The sequence below is a fragment of the Pseudomonas sp. NUPR-001 genome (genome assembly GCF_052147955.1).
Lineage (GTDB): Bacteria > Pseudomonadota > Gammaproteobacteria > Pseudomonadales > Pseudomonadaceae > Aquipseudomonas.
In genome coordinates, this window is the sequence record NZ_CP197353.1 from 6044493 (window position 1) to 6069357 (window position 24865).

Annotated in this window: 23 protein-coding genes; 1 reads left to right on the top strand and 22 read right to left on the bottom strand. The window is 57.4% G+C overall.

Annotated features, from left to right (window positions below):
- Nucleotides 1-46: 46 nt before the first annotated feature.
- A complete protein-coding gene (gene katG / locus ACP6KB_RS27835) occupies nucleotides 47-2281 on the bottom strand; it encodes a catalase/peroxidase HPI (RefSeq protein ID WP_442111043.1) in 2235 nt (744 codons plus the stop codon).
- 208 nt (nucleotides 2282-2489) lie between these two features.
- On the opposite strand from katG, the gene ACP6KB_RS27840 reads away from it, so the two are divergent.
- A complete protein-coding gene (locus tag ACP6KB_RS27840; RefSeq protein WP_442111045.1) occupies nucleotides 2490-3575 on the top strand; it encodes a LysR substrate-binding domain-containing protein in 1086 nt (361 codons plus the stop codon).
- A gap of 404 nt (nucleotides 3576-3979) precedes the next feature.
- On the opposite strand, the gene glmS is transcribed toward ACP6KB_RS27840, so the two are convergent.
- From glmS to rpmH, 21 genes are all read right to left on the bottom strand, one after another.
- Nucleotides 3980-5815 (bottom strand): glutamine--fructose-6-phosphate transaminase (isomerizing), encoded by a 1836-nt coding sequence (glmS, locus tag ACP6KB_RS27845; protein ID WP_442111047.1) that lies wholly within the window; start codon nucleotides 5813-5815, stop codon nucleotides 3980-3982.
- Nucleotides 5815-6594 (bottom strand): DeoR/GlpR family DNA-binding transcription regulator, encoded by a 780-nt coding sequence (locus ACP6KB_RS27850; protein ID WP_442111049.1) that lies wholly within the window; start codon nucleotides 6592-6594, stop codon nucleotides 5815-5817. Before ACP6KB_RS27850 ends, glmS begins: the two co-directional genes overlap by 1 nt.
- 263 nt (nucleotides 6595-6857) lie before the next feature.
- Nucleotides 6858-8225: a bifunctional UDP-N-acetylglucosamine diphosphorylase/glucosamine-1-phosphate N-acetyltransferase GlmU gene (glmU, locus tag ACP6KB_RS27855; RefSeq protein ID WP_442111051.1), complete on the bottom strand. Its 1368-nt coding sequence runs from the start codon at nucleotides 8223-8225 to the stop codon at nucleotides 6858-6860.
- 123 nt (nucleotides 8226-8348) lie between these two features.
- Entirely contained in the window at nucleotides 8349-8768 is a 420-nt protein-coding gene (locus ACP6KB_RS27860; protein ID WP_442111053.1) for a F0F1 ATP synthase subunit epsilon, read from the bottom strand.
- 44 nt (nucleotides 8769-8812) lie between these two features.
- On the bottom strand, nucleotides 8813-10189 hold the full coding sequence (gene atpD / locus ACP6KB_RS27865) for a F0F1 ATP synthase subunit beta (protein ID WP_442111055.1): 1377 nt from the start codon (nucleotides 10187-10189) through the stop codon (nucleotides 8813-8815).
- A 27-nt stretch (nucleotides 10190-10216) separates the two neighbouring features.
- Nucleotides 10217-11077 carry a F0F1 ATP synthase subunit gamma gene (atpG, locus tag ACP6KB_RS27870; protein WP_038616133.1) on the bottom strand — a complete coding sequence of 287 codons (861 nt, stop codon included), beginning with the start codon at nucleotides 11075-11077 and terminating at the stop codon, nucleotides 10217-10219.
- 50 nt (nucleotides 11078-11127) lie between these two features.
- Nucleotides 11128-12672: a F0F1 ATP synthase subunit alpha gene (atpA, locus tag ACP6KB_RS27875; RefSeq protein ID WP_442111057.1), complete on the bottom strand. Its 1545-nt coding sequence runs from the start codon at nucleotides 12670-12672 to the stop codon at nucleotides 11128-11130.
- A 21-nt stretch (nucleotides 12673-12693) separates the two neighbouring features.
- Nucleotides 12694-13230: a F0F1 ATP synthase subunit delta gene (locus ACP6KB_RS27880; protein WP_442111059.1), complete on the bottom strand. Its 537-nt coding sequence runs from the start codon at nucleotides 13228-13230 to the stop codon at nucleotides 12694-12696.
- 12 nt (nucleotides 13231-13242) lie between these two features.
- A complete protein-coding gene (locus ACP6KB_RS27885) occupies nucleotides 13243-13713 on the bottom strand; it encodes a F0F1 ATP synthase subunit B (RefSeq protein WP_028942553.1) in 471 nt (156 codons plus the stop codon).
- Between the two features lie 57 nt (nucleotides 13714-13770).
- A complete protein-coding gene (gene atpE, locus ACP6KB_RS27890; RefSeq protein WP_003097235.1) occupies nucleotides 13771-14028 on the bottom strand; it encodes a F0F1 ATP synthase subunit C in 258 nt (85 codons plus the stop codon).
- 142 nt (nucleotides 14029-14170) lie between these two features.
- Complete coding sequence (gene atpB, locus ACP6KB_RS27895; protein ID WP_010222723.1) at nucleotides 14171-15040, bottom strand: F0F1 ATP synthase subunit A; 870 nt, start codon at nucleotides 15038-15040, stop codon at nucleotides 14171-14173.
- Between the two features lie 16 nt (nucleotides 15041-15056).
- On the bottom strand, nucleotides 15057-15464 hold the full coding sequence (locus ACP6KB_RS27900; RefSeq protein WP_403041528.1) for a F0F1 ATP synthase subunit I: 408 nt from the start codon (nucleotides 15462-15464) through the stop codon (nucleotides 15057-15059).
- Nucleotides 15465-15613: 149 nt separating this feature from the next.
- Nucleotides 15614-16486: a ParB/RepB/Spo0J family partition protein gene (locus tag ACP6KB_RS27905; protein WP_442111062.1), complete on the bottom strand. Its 873-nt coding sequence runs from the start codon at nucleotides 16484-16486 to the stop codon at nucleotides 15614-15616.
- A gap of 9 nt (nucleotides 16487-16495) precedes the next feature.
- Nucleotides 16496-17287: a ParA family protein gene (locus tag ACP6KB_RS27910; protein ID WP_128322013.1), complete on the bottom strand. Its 792-nt coding sequence runs from the start codon at nucleotides 17285-17287 to the stop codon at nucleotides 16496-16498.
- 18 nt (nucleotides 17288-17305) lie between these two features.
- Entirely contained in the window at nucleotides 17306-17950 is a 645-nt protein-coding gene (gene rsmG / locus ACP6KB_RS27915; protein ID WP_107024407.1) for a 16S rRNA (guanine(527)-N(7))-methyltransferase RsmG, read from the bottom strand.
- The gene (mnmG, locus tag ACP6KB_RS27920; RefSeq protein WP_442111065.1) at nucleotides 17947-19839 is read right to left on the bottom strand and encodes a tRNA uridine-5-carboxymethylaminomethyl(34) synthesis enzyme MnmG; all 1893 of its coding nucleotides are present in this window, start codon (nucleotides 19837-19839) and stop codon (nucleotides 17947-17949) included. The genes rsmG and mnmG overlap by 4 nt, the downstream gene beginning before the upstream one ends.
- A gap of 515 nt (nucleotides 19840-20354) precedes the next feature.
- Complete coding sequence (mnmE, locus tag ACP6KB_RS27925) at nucleotides 20355-21725, bottom strand: tRNA uridine-5-carboxymethylaminomethyl(34) synthesis GTPase MnmE (protein WP_442111067.1); 1371 nt, start codon at nucleotides 21723-21725, stop codon at nucleotides 20355-20357.
- Between the two features lie 83 nt (nucleotides 21726-21808).
- Nucleotides 21809-23491: a membrane protein insertase YidC gene (yidC, locus tag ACP6KB_RS27930; RefSeq protein ID WP_442111070.1), complete on the bottom strand. Its 1683-nt coding sequence runs from the start codon at nucleotides 23489-23491 to the stop codon at nucleotides 21809-21811.
- A gap of 2 nt (nucleotides 23492-23493) precedes the next feature.
- A complete protein-coding gene (gene yidD / locus ACP6KB_RS27935; protein WP_133213589.1) occupies nucleotides 23494-23739 on the bottom strand; it encodes a membrane protein insertion efficiency factor YidD in 246 nt (81 codons plus the stop codon).
- Nucleotides 23732-24136 (bottom strand): ribonuclease P protein component, encoded by a 405-nt coding sequence (gene rnpA, locus ACP6KB_RS27940; RefSeq protein WP_442114394.1) that lies wholly within the window; start codon nucleotides 24134-24136, stop codon nucleotides 23732-23734. The genes yidD and rnpA overlap by 8 nt, the downstream gene beginning before the upstream one ends.
- 13 nt (nucleotides 24137-24149) lie before the next feature.
- Nucleotides 24150-24284, bottom strand: coding sequence for a 50S ribosomal protein L34 (gene rpmH, locus ACP6KB_RS27945; protein ID WP_002551315.1), 135 nt, complete (start codon nucleotides 24282-24284; stop codon nucleotides 24150-24152).
- Nucleotides 24285-24865 lie beyond the last annotated feature (581 nt).

Consider the following 24865-nt stretch of genomic DNA (forward strand, 5'->3'; position numbering starts at 1 on the left):
CATTAGCCAGCAAGGACGCGGCTATGCAGGTAGCTGACCCGCTCGATCAGAGATCGAAACGGTCGAGGTTCATGACCTTGGTCCACGCTTTGGCGAAGTCCTTGACGAACTTTTCCTTGGCATCGCTTGCGGCGTAGAACTCGGAGACCGCACGCAGCTCCGAGTTGGAGCCAAATACCAGGTCGACTGGCGTGGCTGACCATTTGACCTCGCCCGTCTTGCGGTCGCGACCTTCATACAAGCCATCGGTAGCGGACTTCGACCAGACCGTCGACATGTCCATCAGGTTGACGAAGAAGTCGTTCGACAATGTGCCCGGACGCGTCGTGAGCACGCCATTTTTACTGCCGTCGGTATTCGCCCCCAGCGCCCGCATGCCACCGACAAGCACAGTCATTTCCGGTGCAGAGAGGGTCAACAAGCTGGCCTTGTCGACCAGCATTTCGGTCGGTGAGAGGCGAGCGTCGGTGCTGTAGTAGTTACGGAAGCCATCCGCCTTGGGTTCCAGCACCGCGAAGGATGTGACATCGGTCTTGTCCTGGGTAGTGTCCATACGGCCCAGGGTGACCGGGACTTTAACGTTGTAACCCCCCTGCTTCGCGGCAGACTCAACCGCAGCAGAACCCGAGATCACAATCACGTCAGCAAGCGAGACCTTCTTGCCGCCTTTGAGGCTGCTGTTGAAGTCCTTCTGGATCGCTTCCAGCTGGGTGAGTACTTTGCTCAGTTCGGCCGGGTTGTTGGCGTCCCAGTCTTTCTGCGGGGCAAGACGCACACGTGCACCGTTGGCGCCTCCGCGCATGTCGGAACCTCGGAACGAAGCTGCCGAGGCCCAGGCGGTACGCACCAGCTCGCCAGTACTGAGGCCCGAAGCGAGTACCTTGGCCTTGAGTGCTTCGACATCTTTGGTGTCGATCAGCTTATGGTCCAGCACCGGGATCGGGTCTTGCCAGATCAGCTCTTCCTTGGGTACATCGGCCCCTAGGTAGTGGGTGCGCGGACCAAGGTCACGGTGAGTCAGCTTGAACCAAGCCTTGGCGAAGGCCAGTTCGAATTCCTTGGGGTTGTCCAGGAAGCGACGCGCAACTTTCTCGTAAGCGGGGTCGAAACGCAGCGCAAGGTCAGTGGTGAACATGATCGGCGCATGGCGCTTGTCTTTGACGTGTGCGTCGGGAACCATGACCGCAGCAGACGGATCGGACGGAATCCACTGGATTGCACCGGCCGGGCTCTTGGTCTGAACCCATGTCCAGCCGAACAGGTTGGCCAGATACTGATTGGTGAAACTCGCCGGGCTTGAAGTCCACGCACCTTCCAGGCCACTGGTGATGGTGTCTTCGGCGTTTCCTTTACCGCAGGTGTTTTTCCAGCCCAGGCCTTGTTGCTCGGTAGGCGCGCTGGCAGGATCTGCGCCCAGGCAGCCTTCAGGCTTGTGCGCACCGTGCGCCTTGCCGAAGGTGTGGCCACCGGCGATCAGCGCAACGGTTTCTTCGTCGTTCATGCCCATGCGCGCGAACGTGTCGCGAATGTCCTTGGCGGCAGCCAGCGGATCGGGCTTGCCATTCGGACCTTCCGGGTTCACGTAGATCAGCCCCATTTGCACGGCCGCCAGTGGCTTTTTCAGCTCACGCTTGCCATGGTAGCGCTCATCACCGAGCCAGGTGCTTTCAGGGCCCCAATAGACCAGATCAGGCTCCCAGTCATCTGCACGACCGCCGCCAAAGCCGTAGGTTTTCATCCCCATCGATTCCATCGCCACAGTACCCGCCAGCACCATCAGGTCGCCCCAGGAAATGCTCGCACCGTACTTTTCTTTCACAGGCCACAACAAGCGCCGGGCTTTATCGAGGCTGACGTTATCAGGCCAGTTGTTGAGCGGATCAAAACGCTGCTGACCACCGTCGGAACCCCCACGGCCGTCCATCGTGCGGTAGGTACCGGCGCTGTGCCAGGCCATACGGATAAAGAACGGGCCATAGTTGCCATAGTCCGCTGGCCACCAGTCTTGCGACTGGGTCAAGGTTGCTTCGATGTCCTTTTTCACCGCACTCAAGTCAAGGCTGTTGAACGCCTTGGCATAGTTGAAATCGGCGTCGGCAGGGCTGGAGGCCGGGTTGTGCTGTCGCAACAAGGAAAGATCCAGGCGATTGGGCCACCAGTCCTTGTTAGTCATCTGTTCGTGTTTACCAGCCATCGAGGCGGCGCCCGTGTTATCGGCGTAAACAGTGGGTGAAAAGGCAACTATCAGGGCGATCGCCAAGGGCAGCTGTTTCATGCGCATAGGGGCTTGGTCCTTGTAAGTGTGTAAACCAGGCCAATCAATGACTTGGTTTGGAAACGGGTACCAAACCTTAAGTGCGCCCCGGAAAACGAACAATTGAGGTTCTAAAAGGGGCCGATTGAGAACCTGACTGACGCCAATTCGAGAATTGCATCTAAGGTGACGCGGTGAGTGGCCAGCCGGTGTCTACTGCTTTGAATTTATTTCAATGCAGGTCATGCGTTTTTTTAATTTCACTGTCTTGACCCTGTTTGCCAGCCTTGCCGCTCACATTGAAACCCGTGCGCGCTTTTTCAAGGATGTATTGATGACCTTACGCGAACTCCGCTATCTCGTTGCATTGGCGGAGCACCGTCACTTCGGCCGGGCCGCCGACGCCTGCCATGTCACTCAATCGACGTTGTCCACTCAATTGCGCAAGCTGGAGAACTACCTTGGCCAAGTATTAGTGGACCGTCAGGCCAAGCAATTCACCCTCACGCCCAGTGGAGAGCAGATCGTCGAGCGCGCGCGACATATGCTTGCCGAAGCCGACACCATTCTTGCCCTGACCCGTGCGCGCCGTGAGCCGCTGGAAGGCATTCTTACCCTGGGCATCATCCCGACCTTGGCGCCCTATTACTTGCCGCATCTATTGGAGGCCGTAGAAGCCGCGCATCCAAAGTTGCAGTTGGTGATACAGGAGAGCTTTACCGCTGACTTGTGCGAGCGGCTCAACGATCAGTCCATCGACAGTGCATTGCTGGCACTCCCCCGGCCGCTTTATCAGACGATGTCGCGCTCTGCAGAGTGTCTGCGATGCGAAGCGGCGGTACAGGGTGGGCCGAGACTGCTCGATCCTGAAGCTTATGATGAGCGTGTGCTGTTCGATGAACCGTTTTGGGCCGCACTGCCGTTGGGGCATGAACTTGGCGCCAGCACTGATGTGGCGGTCGAAACACTGAGCGATCTGAAGTTGTTGCTACTTACCGATGGCCATTGTCTGCGCGGCCAGGCGCTGCAAGCATGTGGCATGAGTGAAGTTCAGGCAGGCGATTCGGCGGACTGCCGGGCCACTAGCCTGGAAACCCTGCAACATCTGGTCGCCGCTGGTCGTGGATGTACGTTGCTGCCCGCCTTGGCGGCCATCAATGCCGACAGCACACGATTGACCATAAAGCCGCTGCGTGGTGATGAACATCGGCGCATCGGGCTGGTATGGCGTCGAACACATCCGCGCGCGCACGAGTTCGATTTGTTGGCGACGACACTCAAGCGCACCGCCCCCGTCGGAACCAAAGCCTGGCAGCTTTGAAGTTTCCGCAGCGCTCCCTTGCCATATTTATTTTAAAATCCAACTCCAATAACTCTGCATTAATTGCTCTTAACCAACTTTGTATTTTTTATTTGCTGCCTCCCAGACAATAACTTCACCTGTAAAATAAAAACCACAGCAATAGCACATCACCACAACTTTAATAAGTTGTAGATGCCACTATTTCAACATGATCAATTTCGTATGTAGTTATGTATTTGGTCATGCCTCACCTTTTTGTACTCATGCAATACATCTGTCATTGCACTGTCGAGAAACCGGGGGAAGGCGATCTGTCGGAGAAGGGAGCCGAGGGAGTGGCTCCCTTCCTGCTTCGACAGTTTTTCTTGCTAGCGACAGTTTTTATTGTCTAAAACCACATCGTCGCTCACGCGTTGTGGTCGTTACTCCACCGTCACCGATTTCGCCAGGTTACGCGGCTGGTCAACGTCGGTGCCCTTGAGCACGGCCACGTAGTACGACAGCAGTTGCAGCGGAATGGTGTAAAGGATCGGTGCGAGGGCATCGATGATGTGTGGCACGGCAATCACGTGAGTACCTTCGCCATTGCTCATGCCAGCCGCCTGGTCGGCGAAAACGATCAGTTGACCGCCACGGGCACGCACTTCCTGCAGGTTGGACTTGAGTTTCTCCAGCAGTTCGTTGTTCGGCGCCACGGTCACCACTGGCATATCGTTATCCACCAGCGCCAGCGGGCCGTGCTTGAGCTCACCAGCTGGATAGGCTTCAGCGTGGATATAGGAAATTTCCTTGAGCTTCAGGGCACCTTCCATTGCTACCGGGAACTGCGCGCCACGGCCAAGGAACAGGGTGTGGTGCTTGTCGGCGAACAGTTCGGCGGTTTTCTCGACGGTGGCGTCCATGGCCAGGGCTTCACCCAGGCGGGTCGGCAGGCGGCGCAGTTCTTCGACCAGTTCGGCCTCAACACCAGCTTTCAAGGTGCCACGTACCTGGCCCAGGGACAGGGTCAGCAGCATCAGAGAAACCAGCTGGGTGGTGAACGCTTTGGTCGAAGCCACACCGATTTCCGGGCCAGCCTGGGTCAGCAGGGTCAGGTCCGATTCACGCACCAGCGAGCTGATGCCAACGTTGCAGATTGCCAGGCTGCCGAGGAAGCCCAGTTCCTTGGCGTTGCGCAGTGCTGCCAGGGTGTCAGCGGTTTCACCCGACTGAGAAATGGAGACGAACAGGGTGTCTGGCTGCACCACCACTTTGCGGTAGCGGAACTCGCTGGCGACTTCTACCTGGCACGGGATGCCGGCCAGCTCTTCGAGCCAGTAACGCGCAACCATACCGGCGTGATAGCTGGTACCGCAGGCGACGATCTGCACATTGCGGACTTTGGCGAACAGCTCGGCCGCTTGTGGACCGAACGCCTGGACCATGACGTGATCCTTGCCCAGACGCCCTTCCAGGGTGCGTTGAACTACGGTCGGTTGCTCGTGGATCTCTTTGAGCATGAAGTGGCGGTAGGTGCCCTTGTCGGCAGCCTCTGCGCCTTCGTGATACTGCACGGTTTCACGCTGCACCTGTTGGCCGGCCTGGTTCCAGATGGTGACCTGGTTGCGGCGGATTTCGGCGATGTCGCCTTCTTCCAGGTACATGAAACGGTCGGTCACCTGACGCAGGGCCAGTTGGTCGGAAGCGAGGAAGTTCTCGCCATGCCCCAAACCAATCACCAGCGGGCTGCCGCTGCGGGCGGCCAGCAGGCGGTCAGGCTGATGCACGCTGATCACCGCCAGGCCGTAGGCACCGTGCAGTTGCTTGACCGCAGCTTTCAGAGCGTCGGCCAGGTCCGGAACGGTTTTCAGGGTGTGGTGCAGCAGGTGGACGATAACTTCAGTGTCCGTCTCGGAACTGAACACGTAGCCCAGGCCCTTGAGCTGTTCGCGCAGTTCTTCGTGGTTCTCGATGATGCCGTTGTGTACTACAGCCAGCTCGTGGCCAGAGAAATGCGGGTGGGCATTGTGCTCGGTCGGCGCGCCGTGGGTGGCCCAACGGGTATGGGCGATGCCCAGCTGGCCGGCCAGCGGGTCGGCGTCGACAGCGGCTTGCAGTTCGCTCACCTTACCAATACGGCGGCGGCGTTCCAAGGTGCCTTGCTGGGTGTAAACCGCCAGGCCTGCGCTGTCATAACCACGGTATTCCAGGCGCTTGAGGCCTTCGATCAGGATGGAGGTGATATTACGTTCGGCAATGGCGCCAACGATTCCACACATTAGTTATGCTCCTTGGAGAGTGCGGCACAAATCACATGGACGCCGCGGGCTTCAATTTGTTCGCGCGCCTCAGTGGGCAAGCGCTCATCAGTAATCAGGGTATTGACGCTGCCCCACGGCAGTTCGAGGTTCGGGATTTTTCGCCCGACCTTGTCGGACTCGACCATCACGATCACTTCACGGGCCACTTCCGCCATGACCCGGCTCAAGCCGAGCAGTTCGTTGAAGGTGGTGGTGCCCCGGGCCAGGTCGATGCCATCGGCGCCGATAAACAACTGGTCGAAATCATAAGAGCGTAATACTTGCTCAGCGACCTGCCCCTGGAACGATTCGGAATGCGGGTCCCAGGTGCCGCCGGTCATCAACAGCACAGGCTCGTGTTCGAGCTCGCTCAGGGCCCGGGCCACGTTCAGCGAGTTGGTCATCACCACCAGACCTGGCTGGTGGCCAAGCTCAGGAATCATCGACGCCGTGGTGCTGCCACTGTCGATGATGATGCGTGCATGTTCACGAATGCGTCCGACCGCAGCCTTGGCGATTGCCTGCTTATAGAGCGAGATCGGTTGGCTCTGCTCGGCAATCAGCTCTTGCGGCATGGTCACCGCGCCGCCGTAGCGACGCAGCAGCAGGCCGTTGGCTTCAAGCGCTGCGAGGTCCTTGCGGATGGTCACTTCGGAGGTTTCGAAACGTTTGGCTAACGCATCAACGCTCACCTCACCCTGTTCAGAGAGCAAGGCCAGGATGTTGTGACGGCGCTGTGGGGTGTTTCGTTTCGACATAGCGTCTTTAAGTTTCGATTCGAAAGTTAGTGGTTGCAATCAAAACCTAAAGCTTTCGAGGCGTCAAGGGGGCGGGGGAAAAATTCCGATGGGGTGTGTTGTCCACAGGCCAAAGTGGGAGCGGGCTTGCCCCGCGAGGCGACGTGGCAGATGGACAGCTATCGCGGGGCAAGCCCGCTCCTACAGGGGGATTTTGTCCACAGGCATGAAAAAGGCCGACTTATGCACAATCCAGTCGGCCTTTGTTGTCAGCTGTGTATAACTCAGCTTTTCTTGATCTTCTCTGGCCGCTTCCAGCCATCGATGTTGCGCTGGCGTGCACGACCAACGGCCAGCTGGCCGGCTTCGACAGTTTGGGTGATGGTCGAACCAGCTGCTGTGGTGGCGCCGTCAAGGATATCCACAGGCGCAACCAGCGAGTTGTTCGAACCAATGAACACATCCTCACCCAGGGTGGTCTTGAACTTGTTCGCGCCATCATAGTTGCAGGTGATGGTACCGGCACCAATGTTGGTACGCGCGCCTACCTCGGCGTCGCCCAGGTAGCTCAAGTGACCGGCCTTGGCGCCTTCACCCAGGTGGGCGTTTTTCAGTTCGACAAAGTTACCCACATGGGCACGCGCTTCCAGTACGCTGCCAGGACGCAGGCGGGCAAATGGGCCAGCGTCGCTGCCTTCACCCATGATCGCGCCTTCCAGATGGCTGTTGGCTTTGACCACAGCGCCCTTACGCAGGGTGGTGTTCTTGATCACGCAGTTCGGGCCGATGACCACGTCGTCTTCGATGACTACACGGCCTTCAAGAATGACGTTGATGTCGATGAGCACGTCGCGACCGACCGTCACCTCTCCTCGCACGTCGAAACGTGCTGGGTCACGCAGGGTAACGCCCTGTGCCATCAAGCGGCGTGCTTCACGCAGTTGGTAGTGACGCTCAAGCTCAGACAGCTGACGACGGTCGTTGGCGCCCTGCACTTCCATGGGGTCATGCGGCTGCTCGGTGGCGACCACCAGGCCATCGGCGACCGCCATGGCAATCACGTCGGTCAGGTAGTACTCACCCTGGGCGTTGTTGTTCGACAGGCGTCCCAACCACTCAGCCAGGCGTACACCCGGAACCGCGAGAATACCGGTGTTGCCTTCCTTGATAGCTTTTTGCGCGTCGTTGGCATCTTTATGCTCAACGATCGCGGCTACCTGCCCTTGTGCATCACGGACGATGCGACCGTAGCCCGTCGGGTCGTCCAGCGTCACGGTCAGCAGGCCGAGCTGCGTCGGGGTGACCTTGGCCAGCAAACGCTGGAGGGTCTCGACTTCAATCAGCGGTACATCACCATAGAGGATCAGCACAGTTTCTGCGCTCAAGGCCGGCAGCGCCTGGGCCACGGCATGGCCGGTACCCAATTGTTGGTCTTGCAGCACAAAGTTCAGATCATCAGCCGCCAGACGCTCACGCACCAGCTCAGCACCGTGTCCGATTACCACATGGATTCCCTGTGGCTGGAGCTGTCGGGCGCTGTGGATAACATGGCCAAGCATGGAATTGCCGGCAACCGGATGCAGTACCTTAGGCAGCGCGGAGCGCATGCGGGTACCTTGGCCGGCGGCAAGAATAACGATATCGAGAGACATTGACGGGCTACCAATCCTAGAAGGCCAGTGATGTGACCAGAATATGAAACGCAGAAAAAGAAAAAGGGTAGCCGAGGCTACCCTTTAACTCAATCGCAACGGAAGTAAACGGCCGGGGCCAGATTACTTGCCTTTGCGCATTTGCTGGACGGTGCGCAGCTGAGCTGCGGCTTCGGCCAGTCGTGCAGCGGCGGCACTGTAGTCGAAATCCGCGCTCTTTTCGTGCAGGGCACTCTCAGCAGCCTTAACGGCATCCTGAGCCTGAGCTTCGTCCAGGTCGGCAGCACGTTGCACGGTATCGGCAAGCACCTTGACCATGTTCGGCTGGACCTCGAGGAAACCACCAGAGATGTAGAACACCTCTTGGGCGCCACCCTGCTTGGTCAGCGTGATAGGACCTGGCTTGAGATTAGTAATCAGCGGCGCGTGGCCTGGAGCGATACCAAGATCACCCAGGTTACCGTGCGCAACTACCATCTCGACCAGGCCGGAGAAAATCTCTCCTTCCGCGCTGACGATATCGCAATGGACTGTCATAGCCATCTGCTTGCCTCAACCTGATTAGCGCCCCTTGCGGGGCGCCGGGATTACAGTTTCTTGGCTTTCTCGACCGCTTCTTCGATGCTGCCGACCATGTAGAACGCTTGTTCTGGCAGGTGGTCGTAGTCACCTTTGAGGATGCCGCTGAAGCCAGCAATGGTGTCTTTCAGGGAAACGTATTTACCTGGGGAACCAGTGAAGACTTCTGCCACGAAGAACGGCTGGGACAGGAAGCGCTGGATCTTACGAGCACGGGACACCAGCTGCTTGTCGGCTTCGGACAGTTCGTCCATACCCAGAATAGCAATGATGTCCTTCAGCTCTTTGTAGCGCTGCAGTACGTACTGAACGCCACGAGCGGTGTCGTAGTGTTCGTTGCCGATGACGTTCGGGTCCAGCTGGCGCGAAGTCGAGTCCAGTGGATCGACCGCTGGGTAGATACCCAGGGAGGCGATGTCACGGGACAGTACGACGGTGGCGTCCAAGTGGGCGAAGGTGGTCGCTGGCGACGGGTCAGTCAGGTCGTCCGCAGGTACGTATACGGCCTGGATCGAGGTGATCGAACCTTCTTTGGTCGAAGTGATACGCTCTTGCAGAACGCCCATCTCTTCAGCCAGAGTCGGCTGGTAACCTACTGCCGAAGGCATACGGCCCAGCAGTGCGGATACTTCGGTACCGGCCAGGGTGTAACGATAGATGTTGTCGACGAACAGCAGAACGTCGTTACCTTCGTCACGGAACTTCTCAGCCATGGTCAGGCCGGTCAGCGCTACGCGCAGACGGTTTCCTGGTGGCTCGTTCATTTGGCCGTATACCAGAGCAACCTTGTCCAGTACGTTGGAATCCTTCATCTCGTGGTAGAAGTCGTTACCCTCACGAGTACGCTCACCCACACCGGCGAACACGGAATAACCGCTGTGCTCGATGGCGATGTTACGGATCAGTTCCATCATGTTTACGGTTTTGCCTACACCGGCACCACCGAACAGACCAACTTTACCACCCTTGGCAAACGGGCAAACCAGGTCGATAACCTTGATGCCGGTTTCCAGCAGGTCGTTGCCGCCTGCCTGGTCAGCGAAGGAAGGCGCGTCACGGTGGATGCCCCAACGCTCTTCTTCACCGATCGGGCCGGCTTCGTCGATTGGGTTACCCAGGACGTCCATGATACGGCCCAGGGTCGCTTTACCGACTGGTACCGAGATCGCTGCGCCAGTGTCGTTTACGTCCAGGCCACGTTTCAGGCCTTCGGTGGAACCCATCGCAATGGTACGAACCACGCCGTCGCCCAGCTGCTGCTGAACTTCCAGGGTGGTTTCCGCGCCGACTACTTTCAGCGCGTTATAGACACTCGGTACGCTGTCACGTGGAAATTCCACGTCGATGACGGCGCCGATGATTTGAACGATACGTCCGCTACTCATAGCTGGATCCTCTGAATATTTGAACCGTTAAACCGCGGCAGCGCCGCCGACGATTTCCGAGATCTCTTGGGTGATCGCAGCCTGACGCGCCTTGTTGTAGATCAGCTGCAATTCGCTGATCAAATCACCGGCGTTGTCGGTGGCGTTCTTCATCGCGATCATCCGGGCAGCTTGTTCAGCTGCGTTGTTCTCGACCACCGCCTGGTAGACCTGCGACTCCACGTAACGCACCATCAGGCCGTCCAGCAGCTCTTTGGCGTCAGGTTCGTAGAGGTAGTCCCAGTGGTGCTTGAGTTCTTGATCCGGGGTTGCTACCAACGGAATCAACTGCTCGACCGTTGGCGTTTGCGTCATGGTATTGATGAACTTGTTCGATACCACGGACAGACGATCGATACGACCGTCCAGGTAAGCATCCAGCATCACTTTGACGCTGCCGATCAGATCGTTGATCGACGGCTCTTCGCCCAAGTGGCTGATTGCTGCAACGACGTTACCGCCGAAGCTGCGGAAAAACGCCGCACCCTTGCTACCAACCACGCAAAGATCGATCTCGATACCTTGCTCGCGATTGGCTGCCATGTCCTTGACCAGGGCCTTGAACAGGTTGGTGTTCAAGCCACCACACAGACCACGGTCACTGCTCACCACAACATAACCGGCGCGCTTTACAGGGCGATCGATCATGAACGGGTGGCGGTATTCCGGGTTGGCGTTGGCCAGATGACCAATAACCTGGCGGATACGCTCCGCATAAGGACGGCTAGCAGCCATGCGCATTTGAGCCTTGCGCATTTTGCTGACCGCCACTTTTTCCATGGCGCTGGTAATTTTTTGCGTGCTTTTGATGCTCGCAATCTTACTGCGAATCTCTTTTGCGCCTGCCATGTAACACCTATCAGGTTAGCAAGCGGGGGCTGCAAAGCCCCCGCTGCGGCTTACCAGGTTTGGGTGGCCTTGAACTTCTCGATACCGGCTTTGATGCCAGCGTCGATTTCGTCGTTGAAGTCACCCTTCACGTTGATCTTCGCCATCAGTTCGGCGTGATCACGGTTGAAGTAAGAGATCAGCGCTTGTTCGAAGCTGCCGATCTTGGCGATTTCAACGTCGGTCAGGAACCCACGCTCAGCGGCATACAGCGACAGCGCCATGTCCGCGATGGACATTGGAGCGTATTGCTTCTGCTTCATCAGCTCGGTAACACGTTGACCGTGCTCGAGTTGCTTACGGGTGGCTTCGTCCAGGTCAGAAGCGAACTGGGCGAATGCAGCCAGTTCACGGTACTGAGCCAGAGCGGTACGGATACCACCGGAGAGCTTCTTGATGATCTTGGTCTGAGCGGCACCACCCACACGGGATACCGAAACACCGGCGTTCACTGCAGGGCGGATGCCCGAGTTGAACATGGCCGATTCCAGGAAGATCTGACCGTCGGTGATGGAAATCACGTTGGTCGGAACGAACGCGGAAACGTCGCCAGCCTGGGTTTCGATGATCGGCAGTGCGGTCAGGGAACCGGTCTTGCCAGTTACAGCACCGTTGGTGAACTTCTCAACGTACTCTTCGGAAACGCGCGATGCACGCTCCAGCAGACGGGAGTGGAGATAGAACACGTCACCTGGGTACGCTTCACGTCCTGGTGGACGGCGCAGCAGCAGGGAGATCTGACGGTAGGCAACGGCCTGCTTGGACAGGTCATCGTATACGATCAGCGCGTCTTCACCGCGGTCACGGAAGAACTCGCCCATGGTGCAACCGGCGTATGGCGCCAGGAATTGCAGTGCGGCGGATTCCGAAGCACTGGCAACAACCACGATGGTGTTGGCCAGAGCGCCGTTTTCTTCCAGCTTGCGAACGATGTTGGCAACGGTGGAACGCTTTTGGCCGACAGCGACATAAACACAGAAAATACCGGAGTCTTTCTGGTTGATGATGGCGTCGATCGCCATAGCGGTCTTACCGATCTGACGGTCACCGATGATCAGCTCACGCTGGCCACGGCCGACAGGGATCATGGCGTCGACGGATTTGTAGCCAGTCTGTACAGGCTGGTCTACCGACTTACGCCAGATCACGCCCGGAGCAACTTTCTCGACCGCGTCGGTCTCGGTGTTGCCCAGTGGGCCTTTGCCGTCGATTGGGTTGCCCAGTGCGTCAACAACGCGACCCAGCAGTTCCTTACCAACTGGAACTTCGAGGATGCGGCCGGTGCACTTGGCGCTCATGCCTTCAGCGAGGGTGTCGTAAGCGCCCAGTACTACCGCACCAACGGAGTCTTGCTCCAGGTTGAGGGCCATACCGTAAACGCCGCCTGGAAATTCGATCATTTCGCCGTACATAACGTCGGCCAGACCGTAAATCCGCACGATGCCGTCAGAAACGCTGACGACAGTACCTTCGTTGCGAGCTTGAGAGGCTACATCGAGATTCTCGATGCGGCCCTTGATGATTTCACTAATTTCGGAAGGATTGAGTTGCTGCATTGCTCTGCTGCCCCTTCAAACTCAAGATTTCAATGCTTCGGCCAGTTTCGCGATTTTGCCGCGGACTGAGCCATCGATAACCAGGTCGCCGGCGCGGATTACGACGCCACCAATCAGGCTGGCATCCTCCGACACTTGCAGGCGCACTTCCCGGTCGAGCCGTGCACTGAGAACCTTGGCGAGTTTGTCTTGCTGTTCTTGGTTCAACGCAAAAGCACTGGTGACTTCCACGTCCACGGATTTCTCTTGTTCAGCCTTGTACAGCTCGAACAAAGCCGAAATCTCCGGCAACAGCAGGAGACGTTCGTTTTCCGCGGCAACTTGGATGAAACTCTTTGCCTGTACATCAAACTTGTCACCGCACACTTCAACAAAAGTGGCGGCCTTTTCTGCGCTCGTCAGTCGCGGGGCCTTGAGCAGGCGCTGCATGGTGTCGTCTTGCGACACCGCAGCAGCCAGGCCGAGCATGGCTGACCAATTGGCCAGTTGCTGATGGGCCTGGGCATGCTCAAAGGCAGCCTTAGCGTAAGGTCGGGCCAACGTGGTCAGTTCTGCCATGATCGCCCTCGCTTAAATTTCAGCGGCCAGTTTGTTAACCAGCTCCGCATGCGCGTTTTGATCGATTGTGGCGCCAAGGATCTTTTCAGCACCGCCAACGGCCAGGCTACCCACTTGGGCGCGCAGCGCGTCTTTGACGCTGTTAATTTCCTGTTCGATCTCGGCCTGAGCCTGAGCCTTCACACGGTCAGCTTCGACGCGGGCCTGATCACGGGCTTCCTCGACGATCTGAGCACCGCGCTTCTTGGCTTGCTCAATGATTTCGGCTGCCTGAGCTTTCGCTTCGCGCAGTTGCTGACCCGCTTTATCTTGGGCCAACTCCAGGTCGCGAGCTGCTCGGTTGGCAGCGTCCAGTCCATCCGCGATCTTCTTCTGACGTTCTTGCAATGCCGCGATGACCGGAGGCCACACGAACTTCATGCAGAACAGCACAAAAATGAAGAACGCAACGGACTGACCAATCAGGGTTGCATTAATGTTCACGCCAACACCTCGCTCGTTCTTTGTCCATCACACCAAACCACTCGAGAATTCGAGTGATTAGCCGGCGATTTGACCAACGAAAGGATTAGCGAAGGTGAAGAACAGAGCGATACCAACACCGATCATGGTTACGGCGTCGAGCAGACCGGCAACAATGAACATTTTAACTTGCAGCATTGGAACCATCTCTGGCTGGCGAGCAGCGCCTTCCAGGAACTTGCCGCCCAGCAGGCCGAAACCAATGGCGGTACCCAGAGCACCCAGGCCGATCAGCAGAGCAACAGCGATAGCGGTAAGACCAACTACAGTTTCCATCTTTCCTCCCGACTTTTACGTCGTATTGGTTAGGTTTTTAGTTTGAAGCGGTAAAACAAAATCGTTTTTTACAGCTGCCCTTGCGGACGATTTCGACCCTCCCCACAACCGGCAGAAGGGTCATCAGACACGCCAGGCGGTCTTAATGGTTATCTTCGTGAGCCATCGACAGGTAGACGATGGTAAGCATCATGAAGATGAACGCTTGCAGGGTGATGATCAGGATGTGGAACACAGCCCACGCCCATTGCAGCACCACACCCAGGCCGCTCAGCCACAGCAGGCCGCTGCCGAACATCACAGCGATCAGGATGAACACCAGCTCGCCGGCATACATGTTGCCGAACAGACGCAGGGCCAGCGAGATCGGCTTGGCGATCAGGGTGACGAATTCAAGCAGGAAGTTGACCGGAATCAGCAGGATCTGAACGAAAATGTTCTTGCTGCCGAACGGGTGCAGGGTCAGTTCGCCGAGGAAGCCGCCGATACCCTTGACCTTGATGCTGTAGAAAATGATCAGGGCGAACACGCTGAAGGCCATGGCCAGGGTCGCGTTCGGGTCGGTGGTCGATACGGCACGGAACGGAATGTGCGGATCACCGGAGATCAGGATGGCCAGCTGAGGAATCCAGTCGACCGGGATCAGGTCGATGGCGTTCATCAGGAAGACCCAGACGAAAATGGTCAGCGCCAGTGGGGCGATCACCGGGCTGCGACCGTGGAAGCTGTCCTTGACGCTGCCGTCAACGAACTCAACCAGCACTTCAACGAAGTTCTGCAGGCCGCCAGGCTGGCCGGAAGTCGCCTTCTTGGCTGCCATGCGGAACAGGAATACGAAAAGCAGACCCAGTGCGACCGACCAACCCAGGGTATCCAGGTGGAAAGCCCAGAAGCCCATTGCTTTGGCTTCTGCTGCGGAATGGGCAAAGCCCCAACCGCCGTCTGGTAGTTGACCGAAGGTCAGGTTCTGCAAGTGGTGCTGGATATAGCCCGAAGCGGTTTCTGCTGCCATGGTTGCCTCAAACGCCCTAAGGTCTCGAAAGTCTTATATTCATCAGCAGGGGCGCGAACCAGCTGACCAACTGGGTCAGCAGAAAGACACCGAAGACTGCTAACGGCGCCAATGGCTTCACTCCTGCAAACGTCAGTGCAAACAGCACTGCCGTCAAAATCAATTTGCCTGCTTCGCCAGCGTAAAACGACTTGACGATAGCCTGCGCTGCCCTGGCTCCTGTGTAACGAAAAGCCTTCCAGGCGAAATACACATTTGGCAGCCAGGCAATCAACCCTCCGCAGAGTGCTGAATATCCACTGACCACCCCGTGCCACTGCCACAACGCCAAAGTTGCTAACAGAAACACGACACACTGAGCCAACAGTACCGGAAAAACCGCCCAGCGATGGAAAGGCAAGCGGTTTGGCGTGCGGGTTTCCATCACAACTGCTCCTCAAAAGTCGACCAACCAGTCAACTACGACTTGGCATAATTTGTGCCGACAAAATGCGCGCAGAGTATAGGGGCGGTTTAACCCCTATTCAACTGCTGGGTAGTGATTTCCGACTGCGCGCTACAAAAGGAATTGTTTCAGCGGATGTGAGCTAGCACACCTTGCAACTCATCTAAAGAGTTATATCGGATAACTAACTGACCTTTACCTTTGTTGCCGTGACGTATCTGTACTGCCGAGCCCAAACGCTCTGCCAGACGCTGTTCAAGGCGGGTAATGTCCGGATCAGGTTTGGCCGGTTCGACCGGCTCAGGCTTGCCATTGAGCCACTGACGAACCAGGGCTTCCGTCTGGCGCACCGTCAGACCACGTGCGACAACATGACGCGCCCCATCAACCTGCTGCTCTTCCGGCAAACCAAGCAGTGCACGGGCGTGACCCATTTCCAGGTCGCCATGTGCCAGCATGGTCTTGATCACGTCCGGCAGCGAAATGAGGCGCAACAGGTTGGCCACGGTGACCCGTGACTTACCCACCGCATCCGCCACCTGCTGCTGAGTGAGCTGGAACTCCACCTGCAGGCGCTGCAGGGCGATGGCCTCTTCCACCGGGTTAAGGTCTTCGCGCTGGATGTTCTCGATCAGGGCCATGGCAATGGCCGCTTCGTCGGGCACATCACGAACCATGGCCGGAATGGTTTCCATCCCGGCCTGCTGGCTGGCGCGCCAGCGGCGCTCACCGGCGATGATTTCATAGCGGTTTTCGCCAATCGGGCGCACCACGATCGGCTGCATGACGCCCTGGCTCTTGATCGAATGAGCCAGCTCTTCCAGCGCTTGCGGGTCCATGTCCCGACGAGGCTGGTACTTGCCGCGCTCGATCAGGTCGAGCGGCAGATGTTGCAGTTCTTTCTGGTCGACCTTTACAGCCTGCTCTTCGAGCGCGCTGACGGTAGGACCACTGAGCAGTGCATCCAACCCACGTCCGAGACCCCGTTTCTTAACGGCCATGCGGATTCCTTAAGTTGTTTGTGCAGTGCGTGATGGACGGCGCTGACGACGTACCAGTTCCCCAGCCAGGGCCAGGTAAGCCAGTGCGCCACGCGATTGCTTGTCATACGCCAGGGCTGGCATACCGAAACTCGGCGCCTCGGCCAGGCGAATGTTGCGCGGGATCACCGTGTCGTACAGCTGGTCACCGAAGTGCTCCTTGAGCTGCGCAGACACGTCGTTGATCAGGCTCAAGCGCGGGTCGTACATGGTCCGCAGCAGGCCTTCGACCTTCAACTGCGGGTTCAGGCGTTCGCCAATGCGCTTGATGTTATCCACAAGGTCACTCAAGCCTTCCAGAGCAAAGTATTCACATTGCATCGGAATGATCACGCCATCGGCGGCAACCAGGGCATTGAGGGTCAGCATCGACAGCGACGGCGGGCAGTCGATCAGGATGTAATCGTAACTTTCCCGGATCGGTGCCAGCGCCGTGCGCAGACGGCTTTCCTTCATCTGCATTTCCAGCAGCACCACTTCCGCAGCGGTCAGGTCGCGGTTGGCTGGCAGCAGTTGATAACCACCGTGCTCGGAGACGTGCATGGCCTGAGTCAGGTCGCACTCCCCGATCAACAGGTCGTAGACCGAATGTTCCAGGACGTGTTTATCCACACCGCTACCCATGGTGGCGTTGCCCTGTGGATCGAGATCGATCAGCAACACGCGGCGCTTGGTCGCGACCAGCGATGCTGCGAGGTTGATACAGGTGGTGGTCTTGCCCACACCACCTTTCTGGTTCGCGATAGCGAATACCTTAGCCATTCTTGCTTGTGTTCCCAATCATGCCGTGCGGCGCAGTATCAGCAGATGGCGCTGGCCTTGGCAACCCGGAACGGTCAAGGCCTGCTCGCTATCCACTCTGAAATCTGCTGGCAATGCTACCAGCTCATCAGCAGGATGCAGCCCTTTCATTGCCAGCCACTGCGTCTGTTCGTCGCCCAGGTGGCGCGTCCAGTTGGTGAAGTTCTCCATGCTGCTGAAAGCGCGCGACACAATTCCGCTGAACGGCTGTGCCGGTTGGAACTCTTCGACCCGCTTGTGGATAACTGTCAGGTTGTCCAGTTTGAGCTCCAGCTTCACCTGGGTCAGGAAGCGGGTTTTCTTGCCGTTGCTGTCGAGCACCGTGACTTGCTTGTCCGGATGCAGGATGGCCAGGGGAATACCCGGCATGCCACCACCGCTGCCGACATCGAGCCAGCGCTCGCTGTGGATAAACGGCATGACGCTCAAGCTATCGAGCAGATGACGGGAAACCATTTCGTCCGGATTGCGCACGGCAGTCAGGTTGTAGGCCTTGTTCCACTTTATCAACAGGGCCAGGTAAGCCAGCAATTGCGCATGCTGCGCCTCGCTCAGCTCGACACCGAGCTGGCGGGCACCTGTGGACAACTCTTCGGCGTGTTGAGGGGTGACCTGAGAACTCAAGCGCTTTGCTCCAACTCGCGGCCAGCGCCGCGTTTTTTCAGATGAATCAGCAACAGGGAAATCGCCGCCGGGGTCACGCCGGGAATACGCGATGCCTGACCGAGCGTTTCCGGACGGGTCTGGCCGAGCTTGCTCTGAATCTCCTTGGACAGACCGGAAATACCGCTGTAATCGATATCGTCGGGCAGTCGGGTATCTTCGCTGGCACGCAACCGGGCGATTTCTTCCTGTTGCCGGTCGATGTAACCGGCGTATTTGGTCTTGATCTCGACCTGTTCGGCCACCTGTGGATCGATTTCGTTGCCGCCGGTCACTTCCATCAGGCCAGCGTAGTCGATTTCCGGGCGGGTCAGCAGGTTGAGCAAGTTGTACTCATGGCTCAACGGTGTGCCGAATTTCTCGGCAATTGCCTGGCCTTGAGCAGTATCCGGGCGTACCCAGGTGGTTTTCAGCCGTTGCTCTTCCAGGGCAATGCCTTCGCGCTTGGCACTGAATGCAGCCCAGCGTTGGTCATCGACCAGGCCCAACTCGCGACCTTTTTCGGTCAGACGCAGATCGGCGTTGTCTTCACGCAGGATCAAGCGGTACTCGGCGCGCGAAGTGAACATGCGATACGGCTCCTGGGTACCCAGGGTAATCAGGTCGTCAACCAGTACGCCGATATACGCTTCATCACGGCGCGGGCACCAGCTTTCGCGGCCCTGGGCACGCAACGCGGCGTTGGTACCGGCGAGCAAACCTTGCGCACCGGCCTCTTCGTAGCCGGTGGTGCCGTTGATCTGTCCGGCGAAGAACAGACCGCCAATGACTTTGGTTTCCAGGCTGTACTTGAGATCACGCGGATCGAAGTAGTCGTACTCGATGGCGTAGCCCGGACGCACGATGTGAGCGTTTTCCATACCGCGGATCGAACGCACGATCTGCAACTGCACATCGAACGGCAAGGATGTGGATATCCCGTTCGGGTAAAGCTCGTGGGTGTTCAGACCTTCCGGCTCGATGAACACCTGGTGGCTTTCCTTGTCGGCAAAGCGATGGATCTTGTCTTCGATCGACGGGCAATAGCGCGGCCCGATGCCTTCGATCACCCCTGAGTACATCGGCGAACGATCAAGGTTCGAGGCAATGATCTCGTGGGTACGGGCATTGGTGTGGGTAATCCAGCAACTCACCTGCCGTGGGTGCATGGCTTTGTCGCCCATGAACGACATCACCGGGATCGGCGTATCACCAGGTTGCTCGGTCATGACCGAGAAATCCACAGAGCGGCCATCGATGCGCGGCGGGGTACCGGTTTTCAGGCGACCGACGCGCAGTGGCAATTCACGCATGCGTTGAGCCAACGCGTTTGCGGGTGGATCGCCCGCACGTCCGCCAGAGTAGTTCTGCAAGCCAATGTGGATAAGTCCACCGAGGAACGTACCACTGGTCAATACCACGGAGTCGGCGAAGAAACGCAGACCCATTTGAGTCACCACACCACGTACCTGATCTTGCTCGACGATCAGGTCATCGCACGACTGCTGGAATATCCACAGGTTGGGCTGGTTCTCGAGAATCTCGCGCACTACGGCTTTGTAGATAGCGCGGTCGGCCTGGGCGCGAGTAGCGCGCACCGCTGGGCCTTTACGGTTGTTCAAAACACGGAACTGGATACCGCTCTTGTCAGTGGCCAACGCCATTACGCCGCCGAGCGCATCGATTTCCTTGACCAGGTGGCTCTTGCCGATGCCACCGATGGCCGGGTTGCAACTCATATGACCGAGGGTTTCCACGTTATGGGTCAGCAGCAGGGTTTTAACGCCCATGCGTGCAGATGCAAGCGCAGCCTCGGTACCGGCATGGCCGCCGCCGATGACGATCACTTCAAAACGGGAAGGGAAATCCACCACGCACCTCGTGCCTGTTTCGGGAATAGATAGGGATAACGCACAAGTATAGGGAATTACCCCTCTCTAAAGGAACCTTTTGCACAAAATTTAACCAGCCTGTGGATGAGTGGCGAGCAATAGAAATTAATAGAGAGAAATTTATAAAAGCTTTGTTTTTATGTTTATTCTTATACACCACCATTTCTGTGGATAAGGTTCTACAGCCCTTGATCTGTGGTGTGTACAGAGAATTTAAACCCTGTGGTCTACCGGCCATGAGCGCTCTGGATAAGCGGTTTAAGCCTGTGGATTAAATGGCTACTTACACACAGGCGCGGTTATCTCCAGCCTTGAAGGCCAGTTATCAACGGAGCTGAAGGTTAGTTTTCCACAGGGCTTATTTCACCGATTTGTGGATAGACGCGCAGGGACAAAGACAGGTTCAGCCCATGGCTGACCTGGAAGGAAGGGAAAGTGAAGGAAGGAAACGCTGCAGCCAGGTCCGTTGCAGACCCGGCTGTGGATAAGAAAACTTACTTACCGATGCAGAAGCTGGAGAAGATTCGCCCCAATAGATCATCAGAGCTGAAGGCGCCGGTAATTTCACCCAAAGCGTGCTGGGCTTGACGCAAATCTTCAGCCAGGAGCTCTCCAGCCCCGGCCAAAGTCAATTGGGCACGGCCATGTTCCAGGTGTGCACTGGCCTGACGCAGCGCCTCCAGGTGACGCCTGCGCGCGCTGAAGCTGCTTTCCGCGGTCTGTTCGTAACCCATGCAGGCCTTCAGGTGTTCACGCAGCAGTTCAAGGCCCATGTCGGTGTCCTTGGCGCTGAGGGTAATGGTGACGTGGCCATCTTCGCTGTGTTCCATCGCCACACGCTCGCCACTGAGGTCGGCCTTGTTACGAATCAGCGTGACTTTGCCAGGATCTGGGCGCTGATCGAGGAACTCAGGCCACAACGCGAACGGATCGCTGGCCTCCGGCGCGGTGGAATCGACGACCAGCAGTACCCGATCGGCCTCATTGATTGCCTTGAGCGCACGTTCCACACCAATCTTTTCCACATGGTCGTCGGTATCGCGCAAACCGGCCGTATCCACCACATGCAGCGGCATGCCATCGATGTGGATATGTTCGCGCAGGATATCCCGGGTGGTGCCTGCGATGTCGGTGACAATCGCTGCTTCACGACCGGCCAGCACGTTGAGCAAGCTCGACTTGCCGGCATTCGGCCGCCCGGCGATCACCACCGTCATACCATCGCGTAGCAAAGCGCCCTGCCCGGCCTCGCGCTGTACTGTGGATAAATTCGCACGCACATCATCGAGCATGCCCAGTACGTGGCCATCAGCGAGGAAGTCGATTTCTTCTTCAGGGAAGTCGATGGCCGCTTCAACATAGATGCGCAAGCTGATCAATTTCTCCGTGAGGTTATCCACACGGCGGGAAAACTCACCTTGCAGCGAGCGCAAGGCATTGCGAGCCGCCTGTGCGGAACTCGCTTCAATGAGGTCGGCAATCGCTTCAGCCTGGGCCAGGTCGAGCTTGTCATTGAGAAACGCGCGTTCGCTGAATTCGCCCGGACGCGCCAGTCGGCAGCCCAGTTGTACACAGCGCTGCAGAAGCATGTCCAGGACCACTGGGCCGCCGTGGCCCTGCAGTTCCAGCACATCTTCACCGGTGAATGAATTCGGACCGGGGAAGTACAAGGCAATGCCTTCGTCGATGACCAGGCCATCATCGGCACGAAACGGCCCGTAATGGGCATGCCGCGGAGTCAGGGTACGGCCAAAGATGGCCAGGCCAGCCTGTTGTGCCAGGGGGCCAGACAGCCTGACGATCCCTACGCCCCCGCGTCCTTGGGCGGTAGCGATGGCGGCGATGGTTTCACGCACAGTGTTCATGCTCGAAGGCCTCACGACAAAAACGACAGATAGCAAAACGCCCCACGAGGGGGCGTTTATCCACAGGTTAGCTGGCTAACCCGTTAAGCAGCGGCTTTCTTGGTAGCCTTTTCGATGCTACGAGTGATGTACCACTGCTGTGCGATCGACAAGCAGTTGTTCACAACCCAGTACAGCACCAGACCAGCAGGGAACCACAGGAAGAAGAAGGTGAAGATGATTGGCATCATTTTCATTACCTTGGCCTGCATCGGATCCGGCGGCGTCGGGTTCAGCTGCTGCTGGATGAACATGGTCGCGCCCATGATGATCGGCAGGATGAAGAACGGATCCTTGATCGACAGGTCAGTGATCCAGAACATCCAAGGTGCCTGACGCATCTCGACGCTTTCCAGCAGTACCCAGTACAGCGAGAGGAAGACCGGCATTTGCACCAGGATCGGCAAGCAACCGCCCAGTGGGTTGATCTTCTCTTTCTTGTACAGCTCCATCATGGCTTGCGACATTTTCTGCCGGTCATCGCCATGTTGTTCTTTCAGCGCAGCCAGTTTTGGTGCCACGGCGCGCATGCGTGCCATCGACTTGTAGCTGGCGGCGGACAGCGGGAAGAACAGCAGCTTGATCAGCATGGTCAGGACGATGATCGACCAGCCCCAGTTGCCGAGCAGGCTGTGGATATGTTGCAGCAGCCAGAAGATTGGTTGAGCAATGAACCACAGAATGCCGTAGTCGACAGTCAGTTCCAGACCTGGGGACAACTCTTTGAGTTTGTCCTGAATCTTCGGACCGGCGTACAGCATGGTGCTGGTTTCGCCTTTGGCGCCAGCTGCGACGTTCAGCGCTGGGCCGGTGAAACCGATGATGTAGTTGCCCTGGCTGTCCTTACGCGTCTGAACGATGTTGTTTTCAGACTTGTTCGGGATCCAGGCAGTAACGAAGTAGTGTTGCAGCCAGGCTACCCAACCACCGGTTACATTTTCTTTCAGATTTCCCTTGTCGATGTCTTTCATCGACACCTTTTTGTAGGGCTCCGAACTTGTCCACAGGGCAGCACCCAGGTAGGTGGCGGTCCCGGTCGCGGTGCTCGAAGAAGGATCCGAGCTTGCGTCGCGCTTCAGTTGCGCGAACAGGTTACCACTCCAGGGTTGTGCACTCTGGTTGTCGATCAGGTAGGTAACAGTCAGGTCGTACTCACCGCGCTTGAAGCTGAAGCGCTTGATGTAGTTGACCCCGTTTTCGCTGAACTTCAGGTCGACGACCAGTTGGTTCTGACCATCAGCCAGTTGATAACTTTTCTGATCAGCGGCATACAGCGGGCGACCTGCTGGGCGGGCATCAGGGCCATTGGTACCGGTCAGGCCGCTTTGTGCCAGGTAGGTACGTTCGCCACCGTTGTCGAACAACTGGAACGGAATGTCCGGATGATCCTGACGGCGCGGATACTTAGGCAGCATCAGCTGGGCGATGTCACCACCGTTTGGATCGATAGCCAGGTCGAGCACATCAGTTTTGACCCGAATCAAGTCTTTGCTGACGGCAACCGGAGCCAGTTCGGCAGGGCTGGATTCAGCGTTGGCGCTCGGCACATCGGCGCTGGCGCCAGTGTTGCCGGCCTGCGCGGTGTCCGGCAAGGCCGGGGCAGCGTTGCTGGCAGCAGTATTCTGAGTCGGCAGGGCAGCCTGGCCGTAGTCCTGGTTCCAATTGAGGACCATGACGTAGGACACGATTGCCAGGGCGACGATCAGGATCGTGCGTTTAATATCCATGATTACTCGGCTATCGAAGAAGAACGGGAAGAGGGAGCTGGCGGAACCGGGTCATAACCGCCGGCATTCCACGGATGACAACGCCCCAGGCGACGAACGGTTAGCCACCCGCCACGTAAAAGGCCATGGTTTTCGATGGCCTCCAATGCGTAACAGGAGCAACTGGGGTAGAAACGACAGTGACTGGCCATCAGAGGACTAATGGCGTAACGGTAAAACTGGATCGGAACGAGTGCCAGTTTACGCATCTTGACTGTCTACCCCCACAGAGTCGGTGTTCACTGCTGGAGCGGGCCGACTGCGTGCGAGGCGCTTCCAGAGCTTGCCAAAATGTTGGTGCAATTCTGGGTTTTCAATCTCGCCCAACCCTTTGCGCGCGACGATCACGATATCCCAACCTGCAAGCAAGTGCTGGTTCAGGCGAAACGAATCGCGCATCAGGCGTTTCAGGCGATTGCGTTGAACGGAGAGCTTGACGCTCTTTTTCCCGATCACAAGCCCCAGGCGGGGGTGATCCAGACCGTTCTCGCGGGCAAGGAGCAGCAGGTTTTTCCCTGGGACCTTGCCGGTTGGGGAGTCGAAGACCGCTTTGAAATGTCGGGGTATAAGCAGACGCTTTTCCCGACTGAAGTCCTGACTCACCACCAGTGCCGAAAAATCAAACTGCCAGGCGCTTACGGCCTTTGGCACGGCGACGCGACAGAACGGCACGACCGTTCTTGGTGGCCATACGGGCACGGAAACCGTGAGTGCGAGCGCGCTTGATGGTGCTTGGTTGGAAAGTACGTTTCATGGCGTGTTACCTGGTTCGTCGACAACGGGCCGGAATGGCCCCCGTTTTAAGAGATCGGCGATTCTAGAGAAAGCGGGGCCATAGGTCAATTTCCAACCAGCTTTTCCTTATAGACGGAAATCCCCTCTTTCTTCGGCGAGCGATCCCGGTACGGGTATCACCACATGCTTAGACATAGAAAAAGAGAGAGGAATTATTTAAAGCTTTTCTGTAAAACTTATAAAGCTTAAGCGGACAACATCTGTGGATAAAGTTCTACAGGCCACGTTTTACGCCATGTACAGAGAATTGAAACCTTGTCGAGAAAGGGTGATTTGACTGTGGCGATGGCGCGGAAAAGCTGTGGATCAAATGAGCTGTTATCCACAGGCGGGTTATCCACCGATTTCAGCCCCCAGTTGTACAAAGACCTCAAGTGGGGTTATCCACAGAGCTTATTCACACCCCTAAAAGGTCATTTTGGTCAGTAAGCTGCTGATTTATCGCCATCCTCAACGCAGCTGCATGTGGATAACTGAGCGGCTGCTCGGTACAATGGGGGCTTGTTTTTGCCTCACCGGCTTTCAACTCAGGGGATATCC